This window comes from Mangrovibacterium diazotrophicum, assembly GCF_003610535.1.
Lineage (GTDB): Bacteria > Bacteroidota > Bacteroidia > Bacteroidales > Prolixibacteraceae > Mangrovibacterium > Mangrovibacterium diazotrophicum.
In genome coordinates, this window is record NZ_RAPN01000001.1 from 3112557 (window position 1) to 3131897 (window position 19341).

The following is a 19341-nucleotide window of genomic DNA, read 5'->3' on the forward strand; positions in this document are numbered from 1 at the left end:
TTACAAAACAATTATTGAATAAAGCCGTTTGGTAACGCGTAGTTCAGGCGTGGTGGAGTGGAATCGCACGCCTGTTTATAAGAGGAAACAGGACAATAAAACGAAAAGGTATGCTTACAACGCGCAATTTTATCAGAGGACTTATTTCGCTCGATTAATTTCCAGAGAAGAACCATTGAACCAAAATTCAGGTATTGACCAGAGAAATTATCTCAAAAGCTAAAGGATTTTATCCTTCGGCGTATTTGTCATTCCGGAAATCTCACAAACCGTCGTGCCCTTAGTCAAGGACACTAATTTATGTATCTAAAATTTCAGAGCCTTCTTTTTCGAAGAGCTTGACTGGGATTCTTATGCCCCATCTATGCTTTAACAGAAACAGATAAATGCGCTTTCAAACACGAGAACTTAATAACGCTTTAAATATTCGATAAACAAAAACTCAGTATCTAATGAAGAAACAAAGACTACCAAAGTGCAGATCGAAAAGTGGATATCCCTTGGGACTATGCATATCTACAGATCAATTTATACCCCTCCTGATAACGAATAACACCATTTACAATTTAACGGATAGGAGGATCGTAATTTTATGAAACGTCTAACATCAATATGCCTGTCGCTGTTACTAACACTGCTAGCTAATTTAACGCACGCTCAATTTTCAGGCGACTTTGCCCCTTCAAACTGGGCCTTATACAGTGTCAGTTCCTATTCTGATGCATACGTCAACACCTCTGGAGCTCCAACGACGATCGTTTTCGGAGGAAATGATTCTGATTATGGAGACTATATGAGTGGTAATCTTTACGATGAATATTGGATTACAATCCCTTCCTCTTATTCCGATGGTTCAATCTCATTTGATTGGAGTTTCGTAAATCCCGACATCGAAGCATTCTACTATGTAGTTAATAGTACTGAAACACATGTTGCATCTTACAACGACAGTGGAAGCTTAACAATTCCGGTTTCTCCCGGTGACGTCTTCGCATTTCGAATTTATTCCTACGACGATTGCTGCGGACGAGGAGTTTTAACAATATCCAATTTCAACTCCAATGCAGTCGTAAACTCTTCTCCTTCTTTTAATGCCGGCAGCTCAACCGATCTATCCCTTGCGCTGAATGCATCAGCAACTGCCATTAACGACAGCCTCGCAGTAACCGACACCGACTCAGGAGATGCCTTGTCGTGGACAGTAACCACAGCGCCATCTCATGGATCACTCGGCGGCTTCCCGGCTTCAGCAACCAGTACCGGCAGTGCCGTCACTCCAACAGGATTAACCTATACCCCGACCACAGATTATAGTGGTTCAGACTCATTTGTCATCCAGATCAGTGATGGCACAGAAACGGCGTCGATCACGGTAAACGTAACCATTAAAGCGACGCAAGCAATTACGTTTAATGCCATTGACAGTAAAACGTATGGTGATGCCGACTTCTCGCTGGGAAATGCCACAACCGATAAAGGTTTAACGGTAACTTATGCTGCCGCCGACCCAACTGTTGTTTCCATCAGCGGCAATACAGCGACAATACTCAAGGCAGGAACAACCCAAATTACCGCAACACAAGCCGGCGATGCGACTTATGCAGCGGCCGATACCGTTAAACAAACGCTCGTAGTTAATAAGAAAGAACTAACGGTTACCAGTGCCGTTGCAGCAGACAAAACCTACGACGGTTCAACAACAGCAACCATCAGCGGAGCAAGCCTTAGCGGCATAGTCGACACAGATGTTGTAACACTGGGTAACAGCACATCGGGTACCTTTGCCCAGGCGACAGTCGGCTCCGGAATTGCTGTCGGAACAAGCATGACAATCTCCGGTGACGACGCCGCCAATTACAGCTTGACACAACCGAGCTTAACCGCAGCCATTACAACGAAAGAATTAACAGTAACCGGCGCCAAGGCGTCCGACAAAGTTTACGATGGCTCAACAACAGCCACCATCAGCGGAGCAAGCTTAAGCGGCGTCGTGGGAACCGATGCCGTAACATTAGCCAACAGCACCACTGGAACCTTTAATCAGGCAGCTGTCGGTTCGAGCATCGTGGTAACAACTACCATGACGCTAAGCGGAGACGATGCGGCCAATTATACCTTGACCCAACCCAGCCTAAGCGCTGTCATTACCACCAAGTCAATCACCGTTACTGCCGATGCTGATCAAAGCAAAGTATACGGCGAGTCCGATCCGACTTTCACGTATTCGGTATCTCCTGCCCTGGTGAGTGGTGATAATTTCTCGGGGGGACTAACCCGTGCTGCCGGTGAGGATGTAGATACTTATGCCATCGCACAAGGAACACTGACTGCCGGCTCAAACTACGATCTGACTTTCGTGGCTGATAACTTCGCGATTACTCAAAAGGCAATTACTGTAACCGCCGATGCTGATCAGAGCAAAGTGTACGGTGAGATTGATCCTACTTTGACTTACTCAGTTGCTCCTGCTTTGGTAACTGGCGATAGTTTCTCGGGGGCACTTACCCGTGCTGCTGGTGAAGATGTAGATAGCTATGCCATCGCACAAGGAACACTGACTGCAGGCTCAAACTACGATTTGACTTTCGTAGCTGATAACTTCAGCATCACCCAAAAGGCAATTACGGTAACTGCGAATGCTGATCAAAGCAAAGTCTACGGCGAAACTGATCCTACTTTCACGTATTCGGTATCTCCTGCCCTGGTGAGTGGCGATAGCTTCTCAGGGGCACTTACCCGTGCTGCCGGTGAGGATGTAGCTACTTATGCCATCGCACAAGGCACATTGACTGCCGGTTCAAATTACGTTTTGACGTTCGTAGCTGATAACTTCGCAATTACTCAAAAGGCAATCACTGTTACTGCAGATGCTGACCAAAGCAAAGTATACGGCGAATCCGATCCTACTTTGACTTACTCGGTTTCTCCGGCCCTGGTGAGTGGCGATAGCTTCTCGGGGGCACTAACCCGTGCTGCCGGTGAAGATGTAGATACTTATGCCATCGCACAAGGGACATTGACTGCTGGTTCAAATTACGATCTGACTTTCGTAGCTGATAACTTCAGCATCACCCAAAAAGCAATCACCGTTACTGCCGATGCTGATCAAAGCAAAGTGTACGGCGAGACTGATCCTACTTTCACGTATTCGGTTTCGCCCGCTTTGGTGAGTGGCGATAGCTTCTCAGGGGCACTTACCCGTGCTGCTGGTGAAGATGTAGATAGCTATGCCATCGCACAAGGAACACTGACTGCAGGCTCAAACTACGATTTGACTTTCGTAGCTGATAACTTCGCGATTACTCAAAAACCAATCACTGTTACTGCGGATGCTGATCAAAGCAAAGTGTACGGCGAAACTGATCCGACTTTCACGTATTCAGTTTCTCCGGCTTTAGTAAGTGGTGATTCATTTACAGGTGCATTAACCCGTGCTGCCGGTGAAGATGTAGATAGCTATGCCATCGCACAAGGAACATTGACTGCCGGTTCAAACTACGATTTGACTTTCGTAGCTGATAACTTCAGCATCACCCAAAAAGCAATTACGGTAACTGCGAATGCTGATCAAAGTAAAGTGTACGGCGAATCCGATCCTACTTTAACCTACTCGGTTTCTCCGGCCCTGGTAACTGGCGATAGTTTCTCGGGTGCATTAACCCGTGCTGCCGGTGAAGATGTAGATAGCTATGCCATCGCACAAGGGACATTGACTGCCGGCTCAAACTACGATTTGACTTTCGTTGCTGATAATTTCAGCATCACCCAAAAGCCAATCACCGTTACTGCCGATGCTGACCAAAGCAAAGTGTACGGCGAAACTGACCCTACATTCACTTACTCGGTATCTCCAGATTTGGTAAGTGGCGATAGTTTCTCAGGGTCACTAACCCGTGCTGCCGGTGAAGATGTAAACACCTATGCCATCGCTCAAGGGACATTGACTGCCGGCACAAACTACGACCTGACTTTCGTGGCTGATAACTTCAGCATCACCCAAAAAGCAATTACTGTAACCGCCGATGCTAGTCAAAGCAAAGTGTACGGCGAAACTGATCCAACCTTCACGTATTCAGTTTCTCCGGATTTGGTAAGTGGTGATTCATTTACAGGTGAATTAACACGCGAAGCCGGTGAAGATGCGGGCTCGTACGCCATCGAAATTGGAACTCTAACAGCAGGTAGCAACTACGATCTGAGTTTTGTGAGTGCCGACTTTGTTATTGAGAAAGCCGCGCAAACAATAAGCTTTGACGCGATTCCTGTGAAGCATTTGGAGACAGATGACGACTTCCAATTGAACGCTACTGCAAGTTCAGGCCTCGCTGTCACCTACAGCTATACCTACAGCGCAGATCAAACTCCGGCGGAAGTTTCAGAAGAAGGATTTGTGTACTTGCTCACTTCCGGTGAAGTTGAAATTACAGCCATGCAAGCAGGCGACAACAACTATCTGCCAGCAGAAAACGTAAGTCAAACCCTGACCATTGAAAGCTCGGATGCCAGCATCCACCAACTGACAATTGACGGAGAGACCTACGAACAACCTGAACAGGAAATCTATTACCAGATCGATTGCGGCGAAGAGGAGATCAGCGTAACAATCAGCTACATCACCGAACCGAATGCCAGCTCGAGCGAAGGCAGTACTTTCGTTATCGATACACCTGTCCCCGGAATCTATCGTCAATCAATTACGATTACCTCTCAGGATGGAACAACACAACAGACCTATCTCATCGTTGTTGAAAAGGCCTTCAACTTTGACGATATCGTGGTGCAGAAGTACAACAACGTCCTACTGGTGAACAACAACCCGGACAACAACGGAGGCTACACCTTTGTCGCCTACAAATGGTACAAAAACGGCGTTTTGATTGGCACCGGACAATACTATTCGGCCGGACAAAATGCATCGAACCAACTGGATCCGACAGCAAGCTACTCGGTAGAACTGACGACCAGCGAAGGAGAAGTGATCCACACTTGTGATTTCAGCATCGAGCTAAACAGTGCTTTTGCGTTAACCGTAACCCCGAACCCAGTTCAAGCCGGAAGTACGGTTCAGGTTGTGACCAACTACGATGACGATATGTTGAGCGATCGCACCATTCATGTAACCAACCTCTACGGAACCTCCGTTATGCAACAAGTTTCGGCAAGCAACAACACTTCGTTGACACTTCCGAACAGCCTGGCCCCGGGAACCTATGTGGTAACAACCGTCGCTTCGGGCGTCAGCCTTAATGCAAAAATCATTGTTCAATAATCAGTCTGAAACTATCTCAAAAAAACACACAACATGAATCATTTGAAATTCAAAAAATACAAACAATTCATCATTGCAGCAGTGCTGTTGTTGTCCGCAGGGGCAGCAACAGCACAGGAATACCGCTTGCCGCAAGGCGAATTTTCCGTTTACCTGAAAGGGCCTTTTTCCAAGTTGAAAGCTGACTTGGGGGAAAACGGCGAGAGCACCAACCGTTTCGGAGCGGGCTTTGGCTTGCAATACAGCCGCTACTTCACCCCTCACCTGAGCTTATCGGGCGCACTCGAATACCAATCGTACCGCTCAAAGATCATTCTTCAGGAATTTACTGACAGCTATAGCCTGACCGATGCGGAAGGCGACAACATGGTGTTCCGCTCATCTGCCAACAGCTACCGTGAACGGCAGTCTGTCGACATGCTCAACATTCCCATTCGCGTTCAGTGGGAAACCATCGGCAAATCGAGAAACCTGTTTGCCGCAACAGGCATTCAAATCGGGCTTCCGATCTCGGCCAACTACAAGGGAACAGCCTACGGATTAAAAACATCAGGCTATTTCCCGGAATGGGATGCCGAGCTAACCAGCCCCACGTTCATGGGGTTTGGCAACTGGGGAACACAGCAGAGTGGCAAAGAAAAACTGAAATTGAAACCGAGTTATTCCTGGCTGTTCGAGTTGGGCTTCAAGCAACAACTGCAGGAAATGCGCGCTTTCTATGTGAGTGCTTACGTTGAACTTGGCTTGAACAACCTGGCCAAAAGCACCGACGAGCAGCAAGCGCTTATCGGCTACAACACCGAAAATCCGACAACGTTCAACTATTCGTCGGTGATCAACAGCTCTCCCAAAGCAGGAAGCAGCAACTACGTGAACAAAGTAACCACTCAAGGCTTCGGCATTAAAATGCGATATGCTTTCAGTTGGTAGACCAATTCCCAAAATAAACAGAAAACCCGGAGTCACAAGCTTCGGGTTTTTTATTGGTTTGACTCCTGGCTCCCAGGCAAATTGCATTCGAACACCCAAAAGAATTAACTACCATTCTAGCCTAAACCCTTAAAGGGGCTTAAGCAAGCCAAATCAGGAGTATAAACTTTCATGCAGTAAAACCCCGGGCACCTCCATAACAAACGGTGCTCCACACTCAGCGAAGGCAAAAGTCCCCTTTAGGAGAATTAGGGGTTTTCCGGCTTTAGACGGTGACTTGCCTACTGACACCGTCCTTGTTTTACCCTCTAACTCCCTGAAGGGAGAACCAACAAGGACTGCATCTAAACGCAAATCCGGAGACTCGCAAAACCTTAATCCAGTCCAACGGACTGCCAGCAATAGCCTGCGGCATCGCCGTAGGTTCTGTGATCATTGCAAATTGAATTGCCCTGAAGGGGCAAAAGCCATACTGAAATAATAGCTCACGCCCCTTTCAGGACTTTGGCCGATCCTCCATGGTCACAACAACAGGGCGCTGCCCTGCCCTGATGCTCGGGCACCGTTGGTGCATGGAAGAAAGATTTTGCATGCCTGCTCAAAGGCCAAATTCCCCTTTAGGGGATTTAGGGGTGTAAATCCGCCGAACTGCAATTATTCCTTGCCCCAAAAGCCACATAATATTCTCTTCAACACTCCGATCCAATTTTTTTATCCTCAGGCCGGATAGGCCTATCCTTTTCGATTTGATAAATATGGGGCGTTGCCCCAAACCCCACCTAACTTTTTGTCTTGACACAAAAAGTAGGCAAAAAAGTCAAGGCTGATTTTTATCGGCAACCTTCATCTTCCTGAAATCTAAGTTCAACGAGTGATTTCCTCCTTCGTCGGAACTTCTCGTTTACACTAAGCTTCCAGTTTGATTTTCGGTCTGGATAAAAATAGGCCGATTCAAAGCATTATCACGATTGTGCAACTTTTGATCAGAGCGCCGACTGCACGCAGTCCCGATGAATCGGGACGAACGAAAACACGGAAGTGCGACGCGTAACAACATCTTGAGTTTTAGGAAACAATCGTTTATCTTAGTGTTCGACCCCAAACCCCTAAAGGGGCTTAAGCTATTTACAAGATGAGTATAAGCAATCAGGTTTCCATGTTCTATAATGCTAAGCCTCACATCTTTGAAAAGGCTAAAACACTGCGGGAAAATATGACGTCTGCGGAGCTCAACCTCTGGGAAAAACTAAAAAGGAGACAGGTCCTTGGACTACGGTTTCGTCCGCAACATCCAATTGACATTTTCATTGCTGATTTCTACTGCCATCCACTAAAACTGGTCATCGAGATTGATGGCGGTATTCACCTGGTTCCGGAACATAAGGAATATGACATCGGACGGACAGCAGAACTAAACCAATGGGGCATCCAGGTCATTCGGTTTACCAATGAAGAAGTAGCAAACAATCTGGAAAAAGTTGTCAGCCAAATCAACTTAATCTGTCGTCAAAAATTGAGCGAAGGCAAAGTCCCCTTCAGGGGATTTAGGGGTTAAGCGTGCACCAACCCAGTCCAACGGACTGCAAGCAACAGCCTGCGGCATCGCCGTAGGTGTTGGAATCATTGCAAATTGAATTGCCCGGAAGGGGCTCAACGAAAAACACAGGGTTGCAACCACCATCCCGATCTCTGTGATCCAAATCAATGTTTTTTAGCCCAAACCCCTAAAGGGGCTTAAGCAAGCCTGGTCTGACAACAAGAAAACAAACCTTCATCTCCGTCAATATTCGTAACTTACCATTTCAATCATTAATCAGGAGCCATGCAGGAGATCAATCCCGAAACACTTCAATTCGAAAAGCTGGATTTTAACGGACTACTCACCCTGGTGGACTGGGCGAGGCAGGAAGGCTGGAACCCGGGGCCGCACGATGCCGAGGTGTTTTACCGCACCGATCCGGATGGCTTTTACGGCTATTTCCACCAAGGGGAACTGATTGCCGGTGGCTCGGTGGTTTCCTACGAGGGTGAATTTGGCTTTATGGGATTTTTTATTGTGAAACCCGAATACCGGGGAACCGGCATTGGTCGCCAACTGTGGTTTCAGCGCCGCGACCTGCTACTGAGCCGACTCCGCCCCGGAGCTTCCATCGGCATGGAGGGCGTGGTGGATATGCAGGCTTTTTATGCGAAAGGTGGTTTCCGGCTGGTCTTTCGCGACGAGCGCTACCGGCGAAACGGCGAAAGCTTTCCACCCTCCCCCGGCATCACGCTCTTGACTGCCGACGACTTTCCGGCAGCCCTGAAATACGACCGGCAATGTTTCGGTTTCAAGCGGGAAACGTTTCTGAAAAACTGGCTCACCATGCCCGAAAGCTTTTCCTTCAAAGCCTCAACCAACGGACGGCTCACCGGAATGGCGCACATGCGGAAAGCTACCGACGGCTACAAAATCGGGCCGCTGTTTGCCGACAGCCCCGAAATTGCCGAGGCGTTGTACCGGGCCTGTTTAAGTGCCGCCCCCGGCGACGCGGTCTTCCTCGACATCCCGGTCATTAACCAGGCTGCTTGCCAATTGGTGAAAAGCTATAATGCCGAGTACGTGTTCGAATGCGGGCGGATGTACTACGGCCCCGAACCCAAACTCCCCCTCCCTAAAATCTTCGGCGTTACAACTTTCGAGTTGGGTTGAGTTGGGGTTTGCTTGCCGCCAGCAACGGCACTTTGACCTTTTCTCTCCGCCCCATGCCCTCTGCTCCATGCTCTTTGCCTTTTTCTTTTCCTACCTTTACGCTATGGCCGATGTACACGATCAACAAACGCGTGCATATATTGAAAATAATACTAATTTTATGTTCGTAACTATCAAATAACAACACTCCAACTAACGTCGTATTTTAATGAAAGAACTGGGCCTTTACGAGCAACTAATAAACAACCTCGTCCAAACCAAACTAAATAACCTTGATAGAACCGAATATTACATTGCAGAAAGCGTTATCGACCCAAATGAAGCCGCTGATGTTCTTTCACAATATCTCGTCAACAAATTAAAACTAGCATTCAACCTATTTACTGGCTCCAAGAAACTCGAACTCCAAATTGAGCTAGCAAATAAGATTATCATGCTACTGAAAGATGAGCTCAAAGAAGAGGATTTCAAAGAAGACATAATTGACACCAAAGCGAGAATACTCGACGCTATATTTTCTAAAATTGACGCGCCATTCACCGACTTTGACAGACATCTTAAAGAAATAACACCTTATACCCGATTATCTCAAAGCGAACTGTTCACAGGGAGCAATGCGGGAATTTCGCTTGAAAGCGAAATCAAAAAGGAAATTCTTTCGTCGGATAAAATCGACTTCCTTGTTTCGTTTATCAAGTGGAGCGGCATTCGAATATTCGAGAAAGAACTTACGGAGTTTACAAAAAGAGGCGGTCAACTAAGGGTAATAACAACTTCCTACATGGGAGCCACTGACTTAAAAGCGGTCGAATTTCTAAGTGGTCTCCATAACACAGAAATCAAAATTTCCTACAACACAGAAAACGAACGTCTACACGCTAAAGCCTACTTATTTAAGCGAAACACAAAATTTGATACTGGCTATATTGGTTCCTCCAACCTTTCGAGATCCGCTTTAACCAGCGGATTGGAATGGAACATGAAAATAACCACTCAAGAAGTACCGCATATCATTCAAAAGTTCGAAAAGACTTTTGAAACTTATTGGCACAATCAAGAATTCGAATTATTCGAAAAGGAGCGTGATTTTGATAAGTTAAGATCGGCATTAAAAAGAGAAAGACGCCGAGACACAACTATTCTAAGTGCATATTTTGATATCACCCCTCACCACTTTCAAACGGAGATATTAGAAAAGTTAGAGGTTGAACGAACCATTCACAAGCGATTTCGCAATCTGATTGTAGCAGCCACAGGAACCGGTAAAACCGTAATTTCAGCTTTTGATTATCGAAACTTCAAAAAGAAGAACTCTTCAGCCCGACTGCTGTTTGTAGCTCATCGAAAAGAAATCTTACAACAGGCGATATCCACCTACAGAGGTGTTTTAAAAGACAATAATTTCGGAGAATTATGGGTCGATGGTCTCGAACCTGAATCTTACGAGTATGTATTTGCATCTGTCCAAACATTGAAAAACCGGATAGGTGAACTAACCTTAACTCAATCGTTTTATGACTTCATTATTATCGATGAAGTACACCACATTGCGGCATCTAGCTATCGACCAATTCTAGGAAAGTTTAGTCCCAAAATTCTACTCGGTCTGACAGCGACTCCAGAAAGAATGGATAACGAAGATATTCTCCAAGATTTCTCGAATACAATCGCGGCGGAAATACGGCTACCAGAAGCACTAAACGGGAAACTACTTTGCCCATTTCAGTATTTCGGAATCACAGACAGCGTCGATCTTTCAAAAGTAAGTTGGCAAGCAGGGAAATACTCCACCGGCGAACTGACTAAACTCTATACCGAAAATGACCGTCGTGGTAGAGAAATAATCCAAAACCTGAATAAGTATCTGACCGACCCAGAGCAAGTCCGCACTCTTGGATTTTGTGTTTCTCAAGAACACGCCGAGTTTATGTCAGAGAAATTTAAAATCGCAGGATTAAAGGCAGACTTCCTAACTAGCTCTCGAAGTCACTTAAGGGAAGAACTGAGGTTAAAACTCCTTAATAAAGAAATCAACTACTTGTTCGTTGTCGATATTTTCAATGAAGGAGTTGATATACCCGAAATTGACACCGTTCTATTCCTGAGACCAACCGAAAGCCTAACGGTATTCCTTCAACAACTTGGAAGAGGCTTACGTCTTTCTGAAGGAAAAGAATGTTTGACCGTACTGGATTTCGTTGGTAATTCGCGCCCCGAGTATGACTTCGAGGGAAAGTTTAGGGCGTTAGTTGGAAAAACGAATACATCCATTCAAAAAGAAATCAATGACGACTTCCCACACCTTCCTTTGGGTTGTTCTATCGTTCTTGAGAAAAAAGCAAAAGATTTTATCCTGAGCAATATCATTGAGGCGACTTCGATAAGCCAGAAAAAACTCATTCAAAAAATCAAGAATTTCCAGCACCAAACGAATCTGCCTCTTACGCTAGAAAATTTCACTAATTTCAATCATATCCCACTCCAATTAGTTTACAAAAAGGCAAGTTGGAAAAGACTCTGTCAAGAAGCTGGTTTAATCCAAAACTTCGCGTCAATAAATGAAGCCGAAATAACACGAGCAATCACAAAAAAATGGCTCTCATGCAGTTCAATATCCTATTTCGAATTTATCCTTCAACTGGCAAAAAACCATTTCAATGTCAATTTCCACGAACTCAATGAAAACGAAAGAACGATGTGCCTTATGTTGCATTACGACATCTGGCACAACCAAGGAAATTTTGATTCACTGGAAAAGAGTATTCAGGCGATTGGCGAAAATAAGGTCTTAGTTGATGAGATTATAGAATTGATAGAAATATTAATTGATAGAATCGACTTCATGGAGTTGGACATCCATTTGCCGTTTGAACAACCTCTAAAGGTACACGCCCGGTATACGCGCGACCAGATATTGGTTGCTTTCAGGCACAGTACTTTCGAACAAAAATCAAGCAATAGAGAAGGAAACGCAGAAAACAAAGAACTAAAGACCGACGTTCTTTTTATTGACTTAGATAAATCTGAAAAAGACTTTTCCCCAACAACACTATATAATGACTACGCAATCGATGATTACCTATTCCATTGGCAGTCGCAAAATGCTTCTCGCCCAGATAAAGGGAAAGGTTTAAGTTATGTGAAGCATGTAGAATTAGAAAAACGAGTTCTATTGTTTGTCCGAGAACGAAAAAAAGATCAATTCGACAACACAATGGGATATGTGTTTATTGGCGAGGGGAAAATTGTGGAACATTCAGGAGCCAAACCAATGAATATAATTTGGAAGCTAGAAGAACCATTGCCTGCTTATCTTTGGAAAAGTTCAGCTAAAATGGCTATTGGTTAGTCCTATGTGACGCATTGTCCGTTGACAACCATTCGACTATTGGATACCTTCAGCCCTAAAAATGGCAAAAGGTATCCGCTTTCACTATCTCTACCGCGACTCCGGCAACTACAAAAAGTTTGGACACAAGGACTTTTCGAATCCGACACAAATACCGCTCACGGAAATTGAAACGGCAATTCGGGAAAGATTGATCAGTACGGAGTTTTTCGATCCGGATCAAGTTGGAATCCGAAAATTCCTATTCCACCGCTATAACGATGATCATTCCTGGTATGAATTTGAAAAAATTGAGGAAATTGAAATTCACCGTCCAACTGCAAGCATCGAAAAATTTCTACTTTTATTGGAGTTATTGACGTAAAGCACCCCATGGACCAGCTGATTAACCTCGGCATTTTTGCCACCATCGCAATCTATTCCTTCATTGTTTACCTCCGCTGGTGGCAAATGTATAAGCAAATGGAGGTACTGCTGCACGAGCATTATGAACAGAGAGGGCTCGAGATTGTCAGCATTTCGAAGTTAAGTGCAACTGATCGGTTTAAATACGGTGTTCCCTGGAGTCCTTTCATCAGTTTCTACACCTCCAGTTTTCGCTTTTTACGGGCGGGCAAAGAGACCGTTTGCCGCTCCGTCGAAACCCGCGACGAATCCGGCACCGAGCAAATCCGCTACGTGGAGATTGGCTTTTCGGGAACGGAAGAAATCAGCGTGAACGAGTTTGAGGTGTACGAGTTTTAAGGGATAAAACCGCTAAAACCCCCATCAAGTGAGCCTTTCAAGAAATTCAAAGGTTGGGAATAGCCCTTCTTCCACAGCGCAGCAACGCCATTCCGCATGGTATCATAGAGAATCTCGATGGAATTATATTGCTGCTGTTTGGAATATCTATGATTCCACGTGGCAGCAGGGTCATTCCAGATGGAACCATTGATATTCTCTATGGAATTGCTTTGCTGCCATTAGGAATATCGATCATTCCACGAGGCAGGAAGCCTCGGCAAAAGCGCAGAACGATTATTCCCAAGCGATTTCATCCTCTCGTCGAAGTCGTTTTAGCGAAGCGGCCAGTCGGCGCATCGCTGTAATACAACAAAAAAAATCCGCCTCGTTTCCGAAGCGGATTTCCCGGGATCAGGCTTCCGTAGGAGCCGAACTGGATTTTGGTGTTCGCGACTTCCGGAGCTTTTTAATTTCAAGCACCAGGTTATCGTTCTTACCCAACAAGCCCGTAATCAGGTCAACGGTGGCCGAACCATCGGAGTAAGCCACATCAAGCGTGTCGTTGGCCAGCTGGGTGGCATCTTTGGCTGCAGCCATGGCTTCAATCTGCTTGCCTTCGGCAGTGTCGGCCGCTTGCACTTCGGATTTTAACTGGGTAATTTTTGCCGTCGGGTCGAAACCCTTGTCGGTTAGTAACTGGGTATTTTGTTCCAATACCACGATTAACTGTGTGACAAAGTCACGTTTTTTGGATTCGTTTAAACTCATAACTTTGGGTTTAAATCAGTTTTATAAAATTGATCTTCGGGGTCACCTGCATGCTTGTCGAGGGCACAGGTGGCCTCTTTTCGTACCACTCAGGGCGGCTGCCGCGGCGTGTACACACACCAGGGGTGCGCGTGATCATCAAGCGTTCAAAAAAATAGAATGATCAAAACGAGTTAAACCATCGGATTTGAAGTTGATTGGGTTCGGCTTTTATTCGTAACTAAATTATGAAAACAACCAGCGTAAGTTAAAGTGTTTTAGGACATAGGATCATAGCGTATGGAGGTAGGAGCATGGTGTTTGGAGAGGAAATGGGTGTGGTTTGGACGGACTCTTCGCTGAGTTGAATCATTCCATTTTGGTCTCCCGTGAGAGGTACAAAGCAGTATAAACAAAATAGCTTGCGCCCCTTCAGGGCTTTGGCCGATCCTCCATGGTCCCAACAACAGGGCTTTGCCCTGCCCTGATGCTACGGCACCGTTGGTGCATGGGAGAAAGATTTTGCATGCCTGCTCAAAGGCAAAGTCCCCTTCAGGGGATTTAGGGGTTAAAAACATCAATGGCATAGACCCGTCCTTGCCACCCTCTAACTCCCTGAAGGGAGAACCGGCAAGGGCTACATCGGAACGTGAATCCGGAGAATCGCAAAGAGAAATCACTCGTAAAACCCTAATCCAGTCCAACGGACGGCAAGCAACAGCCTGCGGCATCGCCGTAGGTTTTGGAATCGTTGTAGATTGAATTGCCCTGAAGGGGCTAAAGATTCACGATCAAAAATAGCTCACGCCCCTTCAGGGCTCTGGCCGATCCTCCGTAATCCCTGCAACAGGGCGTTGCCCTGCCCTGATGCCCCGGCACCGTTGGTGCGTCGGTGATTAATGTTTACTGCCCGGAATACATCGCAAGCTGATCAAAGCGCTCGACTGCGCGCAGTCCCGAGGATTCGGGACGAACGGAAACTCGGAAGTGCGACGCATAACAACATCTTGAGTTTTAGGAAACAATCGTTTATCTTAGTGTTCGACCCCAAACCCCTAAAGGGGCTTAAGCTATTTACAAGATGAGTATAAGCGATCAGGTATCCATGTTCTATAATGCTAAGCCTCATATCTTTGAAAAGGCTAAAACATTGCGGAAAAATATGACCACTGCGGAGCTCAACCTCTGGGAAAAACTAAAAAGGAGACAGGTCCTTGGACTACGGTTTCGTCCGCAACATCCAATTGACATTTTCATTGCTGATTTCTACTGCCATCCACTAAAACTGGTCATCGAGATTGATGGCGGTATTCACCTGGCTCCGGAACATAAGGAATATGACATCGGACGGACAGCAGAACTAAACCAATGGGGCATCCAGGTCATTCGGTTTACCAATGAAGAGGTAGCAAACAATCTGGACAAAGTTGTCAGCCAAATCAACTTAATCTGTCGTCAAAAATTGAGCGAAGGCAAAGTCCCCTTCAGGGGATTTAGGGGTTAAGCGCTCGACTGCACCAGTCCAGTCCAACGGACTGCAAGCAACAGCCTGCGGCATCGCCGTAGGAATTGGAATCATTTCAAATCATTGATTGTATCTCCAGACTCAGCAAAGGCTCAAGTCTCCTTCAGGAAGTTTAGGGATAAACCGGCAGACAGCCCTGTGACCTGGTCCAAATTTCGAGCGCCGATAACCCTTCCGGAAATCGTACGTAGAATAAAACACTTATTTATCTGAAATAAGATTTAAGCTGCCCGGCTTATTAGCCCCCTTTGATTCCTCTGAACGACCTTTTCCCCAACCTCCGTGAAGTGAAAAGGACATCCTCTCCCCCAACCCACATTGTACGAGATCTCACTTTCTGTTAAAACTTTACACAAAATCAAATTCCGTGAAACTAAGATTAATGACTTTGCTGTTGCTATCTGCCGTTGTGTGGGTAGCATGCAACCAGGCGAAGAAAAACAAACAACAATTGAGTTACACCACCGTGACTTGTGCTGTACCGGCAACCACTGATCAGGATTGGTACAGCTCCGGGAAGAAAGCACCTTTGTTCGACAACCTTGGCAATTACTCCTACCCGATTACCACCAGCAACGAATTGGTGCAACGCTATTTCGATCAGGGGCTGGTACTGGCTTACGGCTTCAATCATGCCGAGGCTGCCCGCTCGTTCTACTACGCCACCCAGCTCGATCCCAATTGCGCGATGGCCTACTGTGGCTATGCCTACGTACTCGGTCCCAACTACAATGCGGGCATGGAACCCGATCATTACCAACGCGCCTATAAAGCTATTCAAAAAGCCGTTGCCCTGTCCGACCAGGCAAGCCCAAAGGAAAAGGCACTGATCGCAGCCATGGCTAAGCGCTATGCCCCGGAGCCGCCCGAGTCGCGCCAACTATTGGATGAAGCATACTCGGCAGCGTTAAAAGAACTTTGGGGCAGCTACCCCGACGATCCCTATATTGGCACCCTCTATGCCGAATCGCTGTTGAACCTTCACCCCTGGGACCTTTATGAGACGGACGGAAGCGTCAAGGCATGGACGCCGGAAATTATAGAGACACTGAATCAAGTGATTGCGCTAAATCCGAAACATCCCGGAGCCAATCATTTCTACATTCATGCCGTTGAAGCTTCACCCACCCCGCAGCTCGGCTATGAATCGGCGCGTCTGTACGACGAGGGGCTGGTTCCCGGAGCCGGGCACCTGGTGCATATGCCTTCACACATCTACATTCGCACCGGCGACTACCACAAAGGTACATTGGCAAACATCAATGCCGTTGATGTGGACAGCGCTTACACCACAGCTTGCCATGCCCAGGGCGTTTATCCGCTGGCCTATTACCCGCACAACTATCATTTTTTAGCTGCAACGGCCACCCTCGAAGGCAATGCCGGGTGGGGTGTCCGTGCCGCCGAGAAAATGGCAAAGGATGTCAGCATTCAATTGATGAAGGAACCCGGCTGGGGAACCCTTCAACATTATTACACCATCCCCGATTACGTCTATGTCAAGTTTGGCTTATGGGATAAAATACTGGAGTTGAAAAACGAAGTTCCCGATTTGACTTACCCCTCTGCAATTCGTGCTTATGCGCGGGGAATGGCCTTTGCCGGAAAAGGCGACCTGAAAGCGGCAAAAGACGAGTTGGCCCAACTTGAACACTACGCGACCGACGAAAGCCTGAAAGAACTGACAGTTTGGGAAATCAATTCGACCTATGACCTGGTCAACATTGCCGAAAAAGTATTGAAAGCTGAAATCCTGGCCAGCGAGCAACAGTACGACGAGTCGATTCAGCTGTTAACCGAAGCAGTTGCCATTGAAGACGGACTGAATTACAACGAGCCGCCCGATTGGTTCTTCTCGGTACGCCATCATCTCGGCGCGGTACAAATTGAAGCCAAACACTACAACGACGCCATTGAAACCTACACCCAGGATCTCAAAAACCTGCCTAAAAACGGCTGGGCCCTTCACGGCATGAAACTCGCTTACAACAACCTTGGCGAAACCGACAAGGCCGAAGCAGTCGATCAGCAACTGGCCGAAGTTTGGGCTACCGCCGATACCCGGATTAGCAGTTCGCGGATTAAATAGACAGCCCGGCTCGAGGACAAAAGAGATAGCTTAATCGTTCCATGCGGCGCATGCAGCCGTTGCGATCAAAACACATGATCGGTGCGCCTAAAATCCGCAATGCACCTTAGCCCCGGGTTAACACCCGGGGCTACAATTATTTCACCCCGCTGGGGCGAGAAGCCTCAAATTCCACAAATAGCCGATCAAGGCGCCGACTGCACGCAGCAATAGTGAACGGAAACACGGAATTGCGACGCGTGAGCGTCAGGCATGAAGTGTTGAGAGTGAGCGGTGCGCAGCAATTGCCTCGGGTAGTCTTGACCTTTTGGTTCGTTTTGTGTCAAGACAAAATGAACAGCCCGTCCGGCTGGAGGACACACCCGGATTAAACAAAACATCTATTTGATTGGTTATTAACCTCAACCAATACCTTAAACCGATGAAAAAACGCTCGCACACCAGGCCTCCCTGTCGGGAGCGACATCCGGGACTGTGTTCCGATTCTCCCAATCCTCCGTCATCACCCCGCCCTTCTAGCCACCTGTCCGCTAAATGGCAATGACAACCACCCCGAACAAATGCCCCTTGCGCTGATTCAATCAGAACGACTTCCGAAAATTTTAAAACACACCTCATGACTGAAGGATAACACCAATAACCCCAGTTAAAACCCATTGCATATGACGGTTGAAAAAACGCTGACTCGCCAACTCAAACTTCCGGCTTTGTCCGAAAATGCCTTTCTACGTTACTTGACTTTTTCAGCGCTGTACTTCGCACAGGGAATTCCCATGGGACTCATGTTTTATGCCATCCCGGCGTGGCTGGCTGCGAACGGAAAAACACCAGCCGAAATAGGTAGTTTTGTTGCCGCCGTATCGCTTCCGTGGAGTTTCAAAATTTTAGTAGCTCCCTTGATGGACCGCTTTACTTACCTGCCAATGGGACGCCGACGGCCCTGGCTCGTGTTTGGACAAGTAGGCATTGTTGCCAGTTTCTTGCTGCTAGCCCCCCTGAGTGATCCACTCGAGCATATCCCGCTGCTCACTGTGGCCGGTTTTATGGCCAGTCTCGCCAGCATCTTCCAGGATATATCGGTCGACAGTCTCGCCATCGACCTTTTACCGGAAGACCAGCAGGCCCGCGCCAATGGCTTGATGTGGGGCTCCCAAGCCGTTGGTGTTTCATCGACCGTTGCAATTACCGGCTGGATCATCCAGCATTACAGCTTCCTGGTTGCCATGAACCTGTTTGGCGCCATTGTGACGGTCATCATGCTGTTCCCGCTGATCTTCCGGGAACGTCCCGGCGAGAAGGTTGCTCCCTGGACCGCCGGACAAACATCGCCCGAAGCCCAAAAGATTCAACTCTGCAGTTGGAAGGTTATTTTGAAAAGCCTGATCAGAGCATTCACCCTACCGGTAAGCCTGTATATGGGAGTTGCCGTTTTCGTCTATCGCATGGGAGACGGTTTTATCGGCTCCATTCTACCTGTTTTTACCGTCCAAAAACTGGGATGGACAGATATCGAATACGCACATGTCTTTGCAACAACCAAACTGGCGGGAGGTATCCTGGGGATGTTCATCGGCGGAGCCATGATCGACCGCTTCGGCAAAATCAGGATGATGGTGTTATATGCCTTTGCACTCGTCGCGCTGCTTATGGCCATGTCGCTGCTCTCCCTTTACTGGAGCAACGCAACGTTCATTACCGGTTTCTTCTTCATCTATCATACCCTGAGTACCTTCATCACCATCGCTATTTTGGCCGTAGCAATGCAGCTGTCGTGGCGAAGGGTAGCCACCACCCAGTTTACGCTTTACATGACCATTGCCAACCTGGGACTCTCGGCCGGAGCCTGGATTATGGGCCAGTTGAAAACCTATTTTTCCTGGCAGCATATGTTCATGGCCTACCTGGTGTTTATCGGACTGGTACTGGCCATTATGCCTTTCCTGAATTTCAAAAAGCACCAGCAACAACTGAACGAACTGGAAGAGAAACAACGGCAAATTCAGGACAGTTAAAT

The 19341-nt window shown here is 47.0% G+C and carries 11 protein-coding genes; 10 read left to right on the plus strand and 1 reads right to left on the minus strand.

Translation table 11 applies throughout. The features are described 5' to 3' along the window. The first annotated feature begins 592 nt into the window (after positions 1 to 592). The 7 genes from BC643_RS12270 (at position 593) to BC643_RS12300 (ending at position 12984) form a co-directional block, all read left to right on the plus strand. Positions 593 to 5269, plus strand: coding sequence for an MBG domain-containing protein (locus BC643_RS12270; protein ID WP_147377215.1), 4677 nt, complete (start codon positions 593 to 595; stop codon positions 5267 to 5269). Positions 5270 to 5302: 33 nt separating this feature from the next. Then, positions 5303 to 6199 carry an outer membrane beta-barrel protein gene (locus BC643_RS12275; protein ID WP_120273367.1) on the plus strand — a complete coding sequence of 299 codons (897 nt, stop codon included), beginning with the start codon at positions 5303 to 5305 and terminating at the stop codon, positions 6197 to 6199. Between the two features lie 1132 nt (positions 6200 to 7331). Next, positions 7332 to 7754, plus strand: coding sequence for an endonuclease domain-containing protein (locus tag BC643_RS12280; protein ID WP_120273368.1), 423 nt, complete (start codon positions 7332 to 7334; stop codon positions 7752 to 7754). 333 nt (positions 7755 to 8087) lie between these two features. Then, positions 8088 to 8891, plus strand: a complete 804-nt coding sequence (locus BC643_RS12285; protein ID WP_211338044.1) for a GNAT family N-acetyltransferase — start codon at positions 8088 to 8090, stop codon at positions 8889 to 8891. Between the two features lie 208 nt (positions 8892 to 9099). Then, complete coding sequence (locus tag BC643_RS12290; RefSeq protein ID WP_120273370.1) at positions 9100 to 12240, plus strand: DEAD/DEAH box helicase; 3141 nt, start codon at positions 9100 to 9102, stop codon at positions 12238 to 12240. Positions 12241 to 12301: 61 nt separating this feature from the next. Beyond that, positions 12302 to 12604, plus strand: a complete 303-nt coding sequence (locus tag BC643_RS12295; RefSeq protein ID WP_120273371.1) for a hypothetical protein — start codon at positions 12302 to 12304, stop codon at positions 12602 to 12604. Positions 12605 to 12612: 8 nt separating this feature from the next. Continuing rightward, a complete protein-coding gene (locus tag BC643_RS12300) occupies positions 12613 to 12984 on the plus strand; it encodes a hypothetical protein (protein ID WP_120273372.1) in 372 nt (123 codons plus the stop codon). A gap of 393 nt (positions 12985 to 13377) precedes the next feature. On the opposite strand, the gene BC643_RS12305 is transcribed toward BC643_RS12300, so the two are convergent. Continuing rightward, positions 13378 to 13734, minus strand: a complete 357-nt coding sequence (locus BC643_RS12305; protein ID WP_120273373.1) for a hypothetical protein — start codon at positions 13732 to 13734, stop codon at positions 13378 to 13380. Between the two features lie 1060 nt (positions 13735 to 14794). On the opposite strand from BC643_RS12305, the gene BC643_RS12310 reads away from it, so the two are divergent. From BC643_RS12310 to BC643_RS12320, 3 genes are all read left to right on the plus strand, one after another. Further along, the gene (locus tag BC643_RS12310; RefSeq protein WP_120273374.1) at positions 14795 to 15217 is read left to right on the plus strand and encodes an endonuclease domain-containing protein; all 423 of its coding nucleotides are present in this window, start codon (positions 14795 to 14797) and stop codon (positions 15215 to 15217) included. Positions 15218 to 15605: 388 nt separating this feature from the next. Next, positions 15606 to 17327 carry a hypothetical protein gene (locus tag BC643_RS12315; protein ID WP_147377216.1) on the plus strand — a complete coding sequence of 574 codons (1722 nt, stop codon included), beginning with the start codon at positions 15606 to 15608 and terminating at the stop codon, positions 17325 to 17327. Positions 17328 to 17989: 662 nt separating this feature from the next. Further along, a complete protein-coding gene (locus BC643_RS12320) occupies positions 17990 to 19339 on the plus strand; it encodes an MFS transporter (protein ID WP_120273376.1) in 1350 nt (449 codons plus the stop codon). The last annotated feature ends 2 nt before the right edge of the window (positions 19340 to 19341 follow it).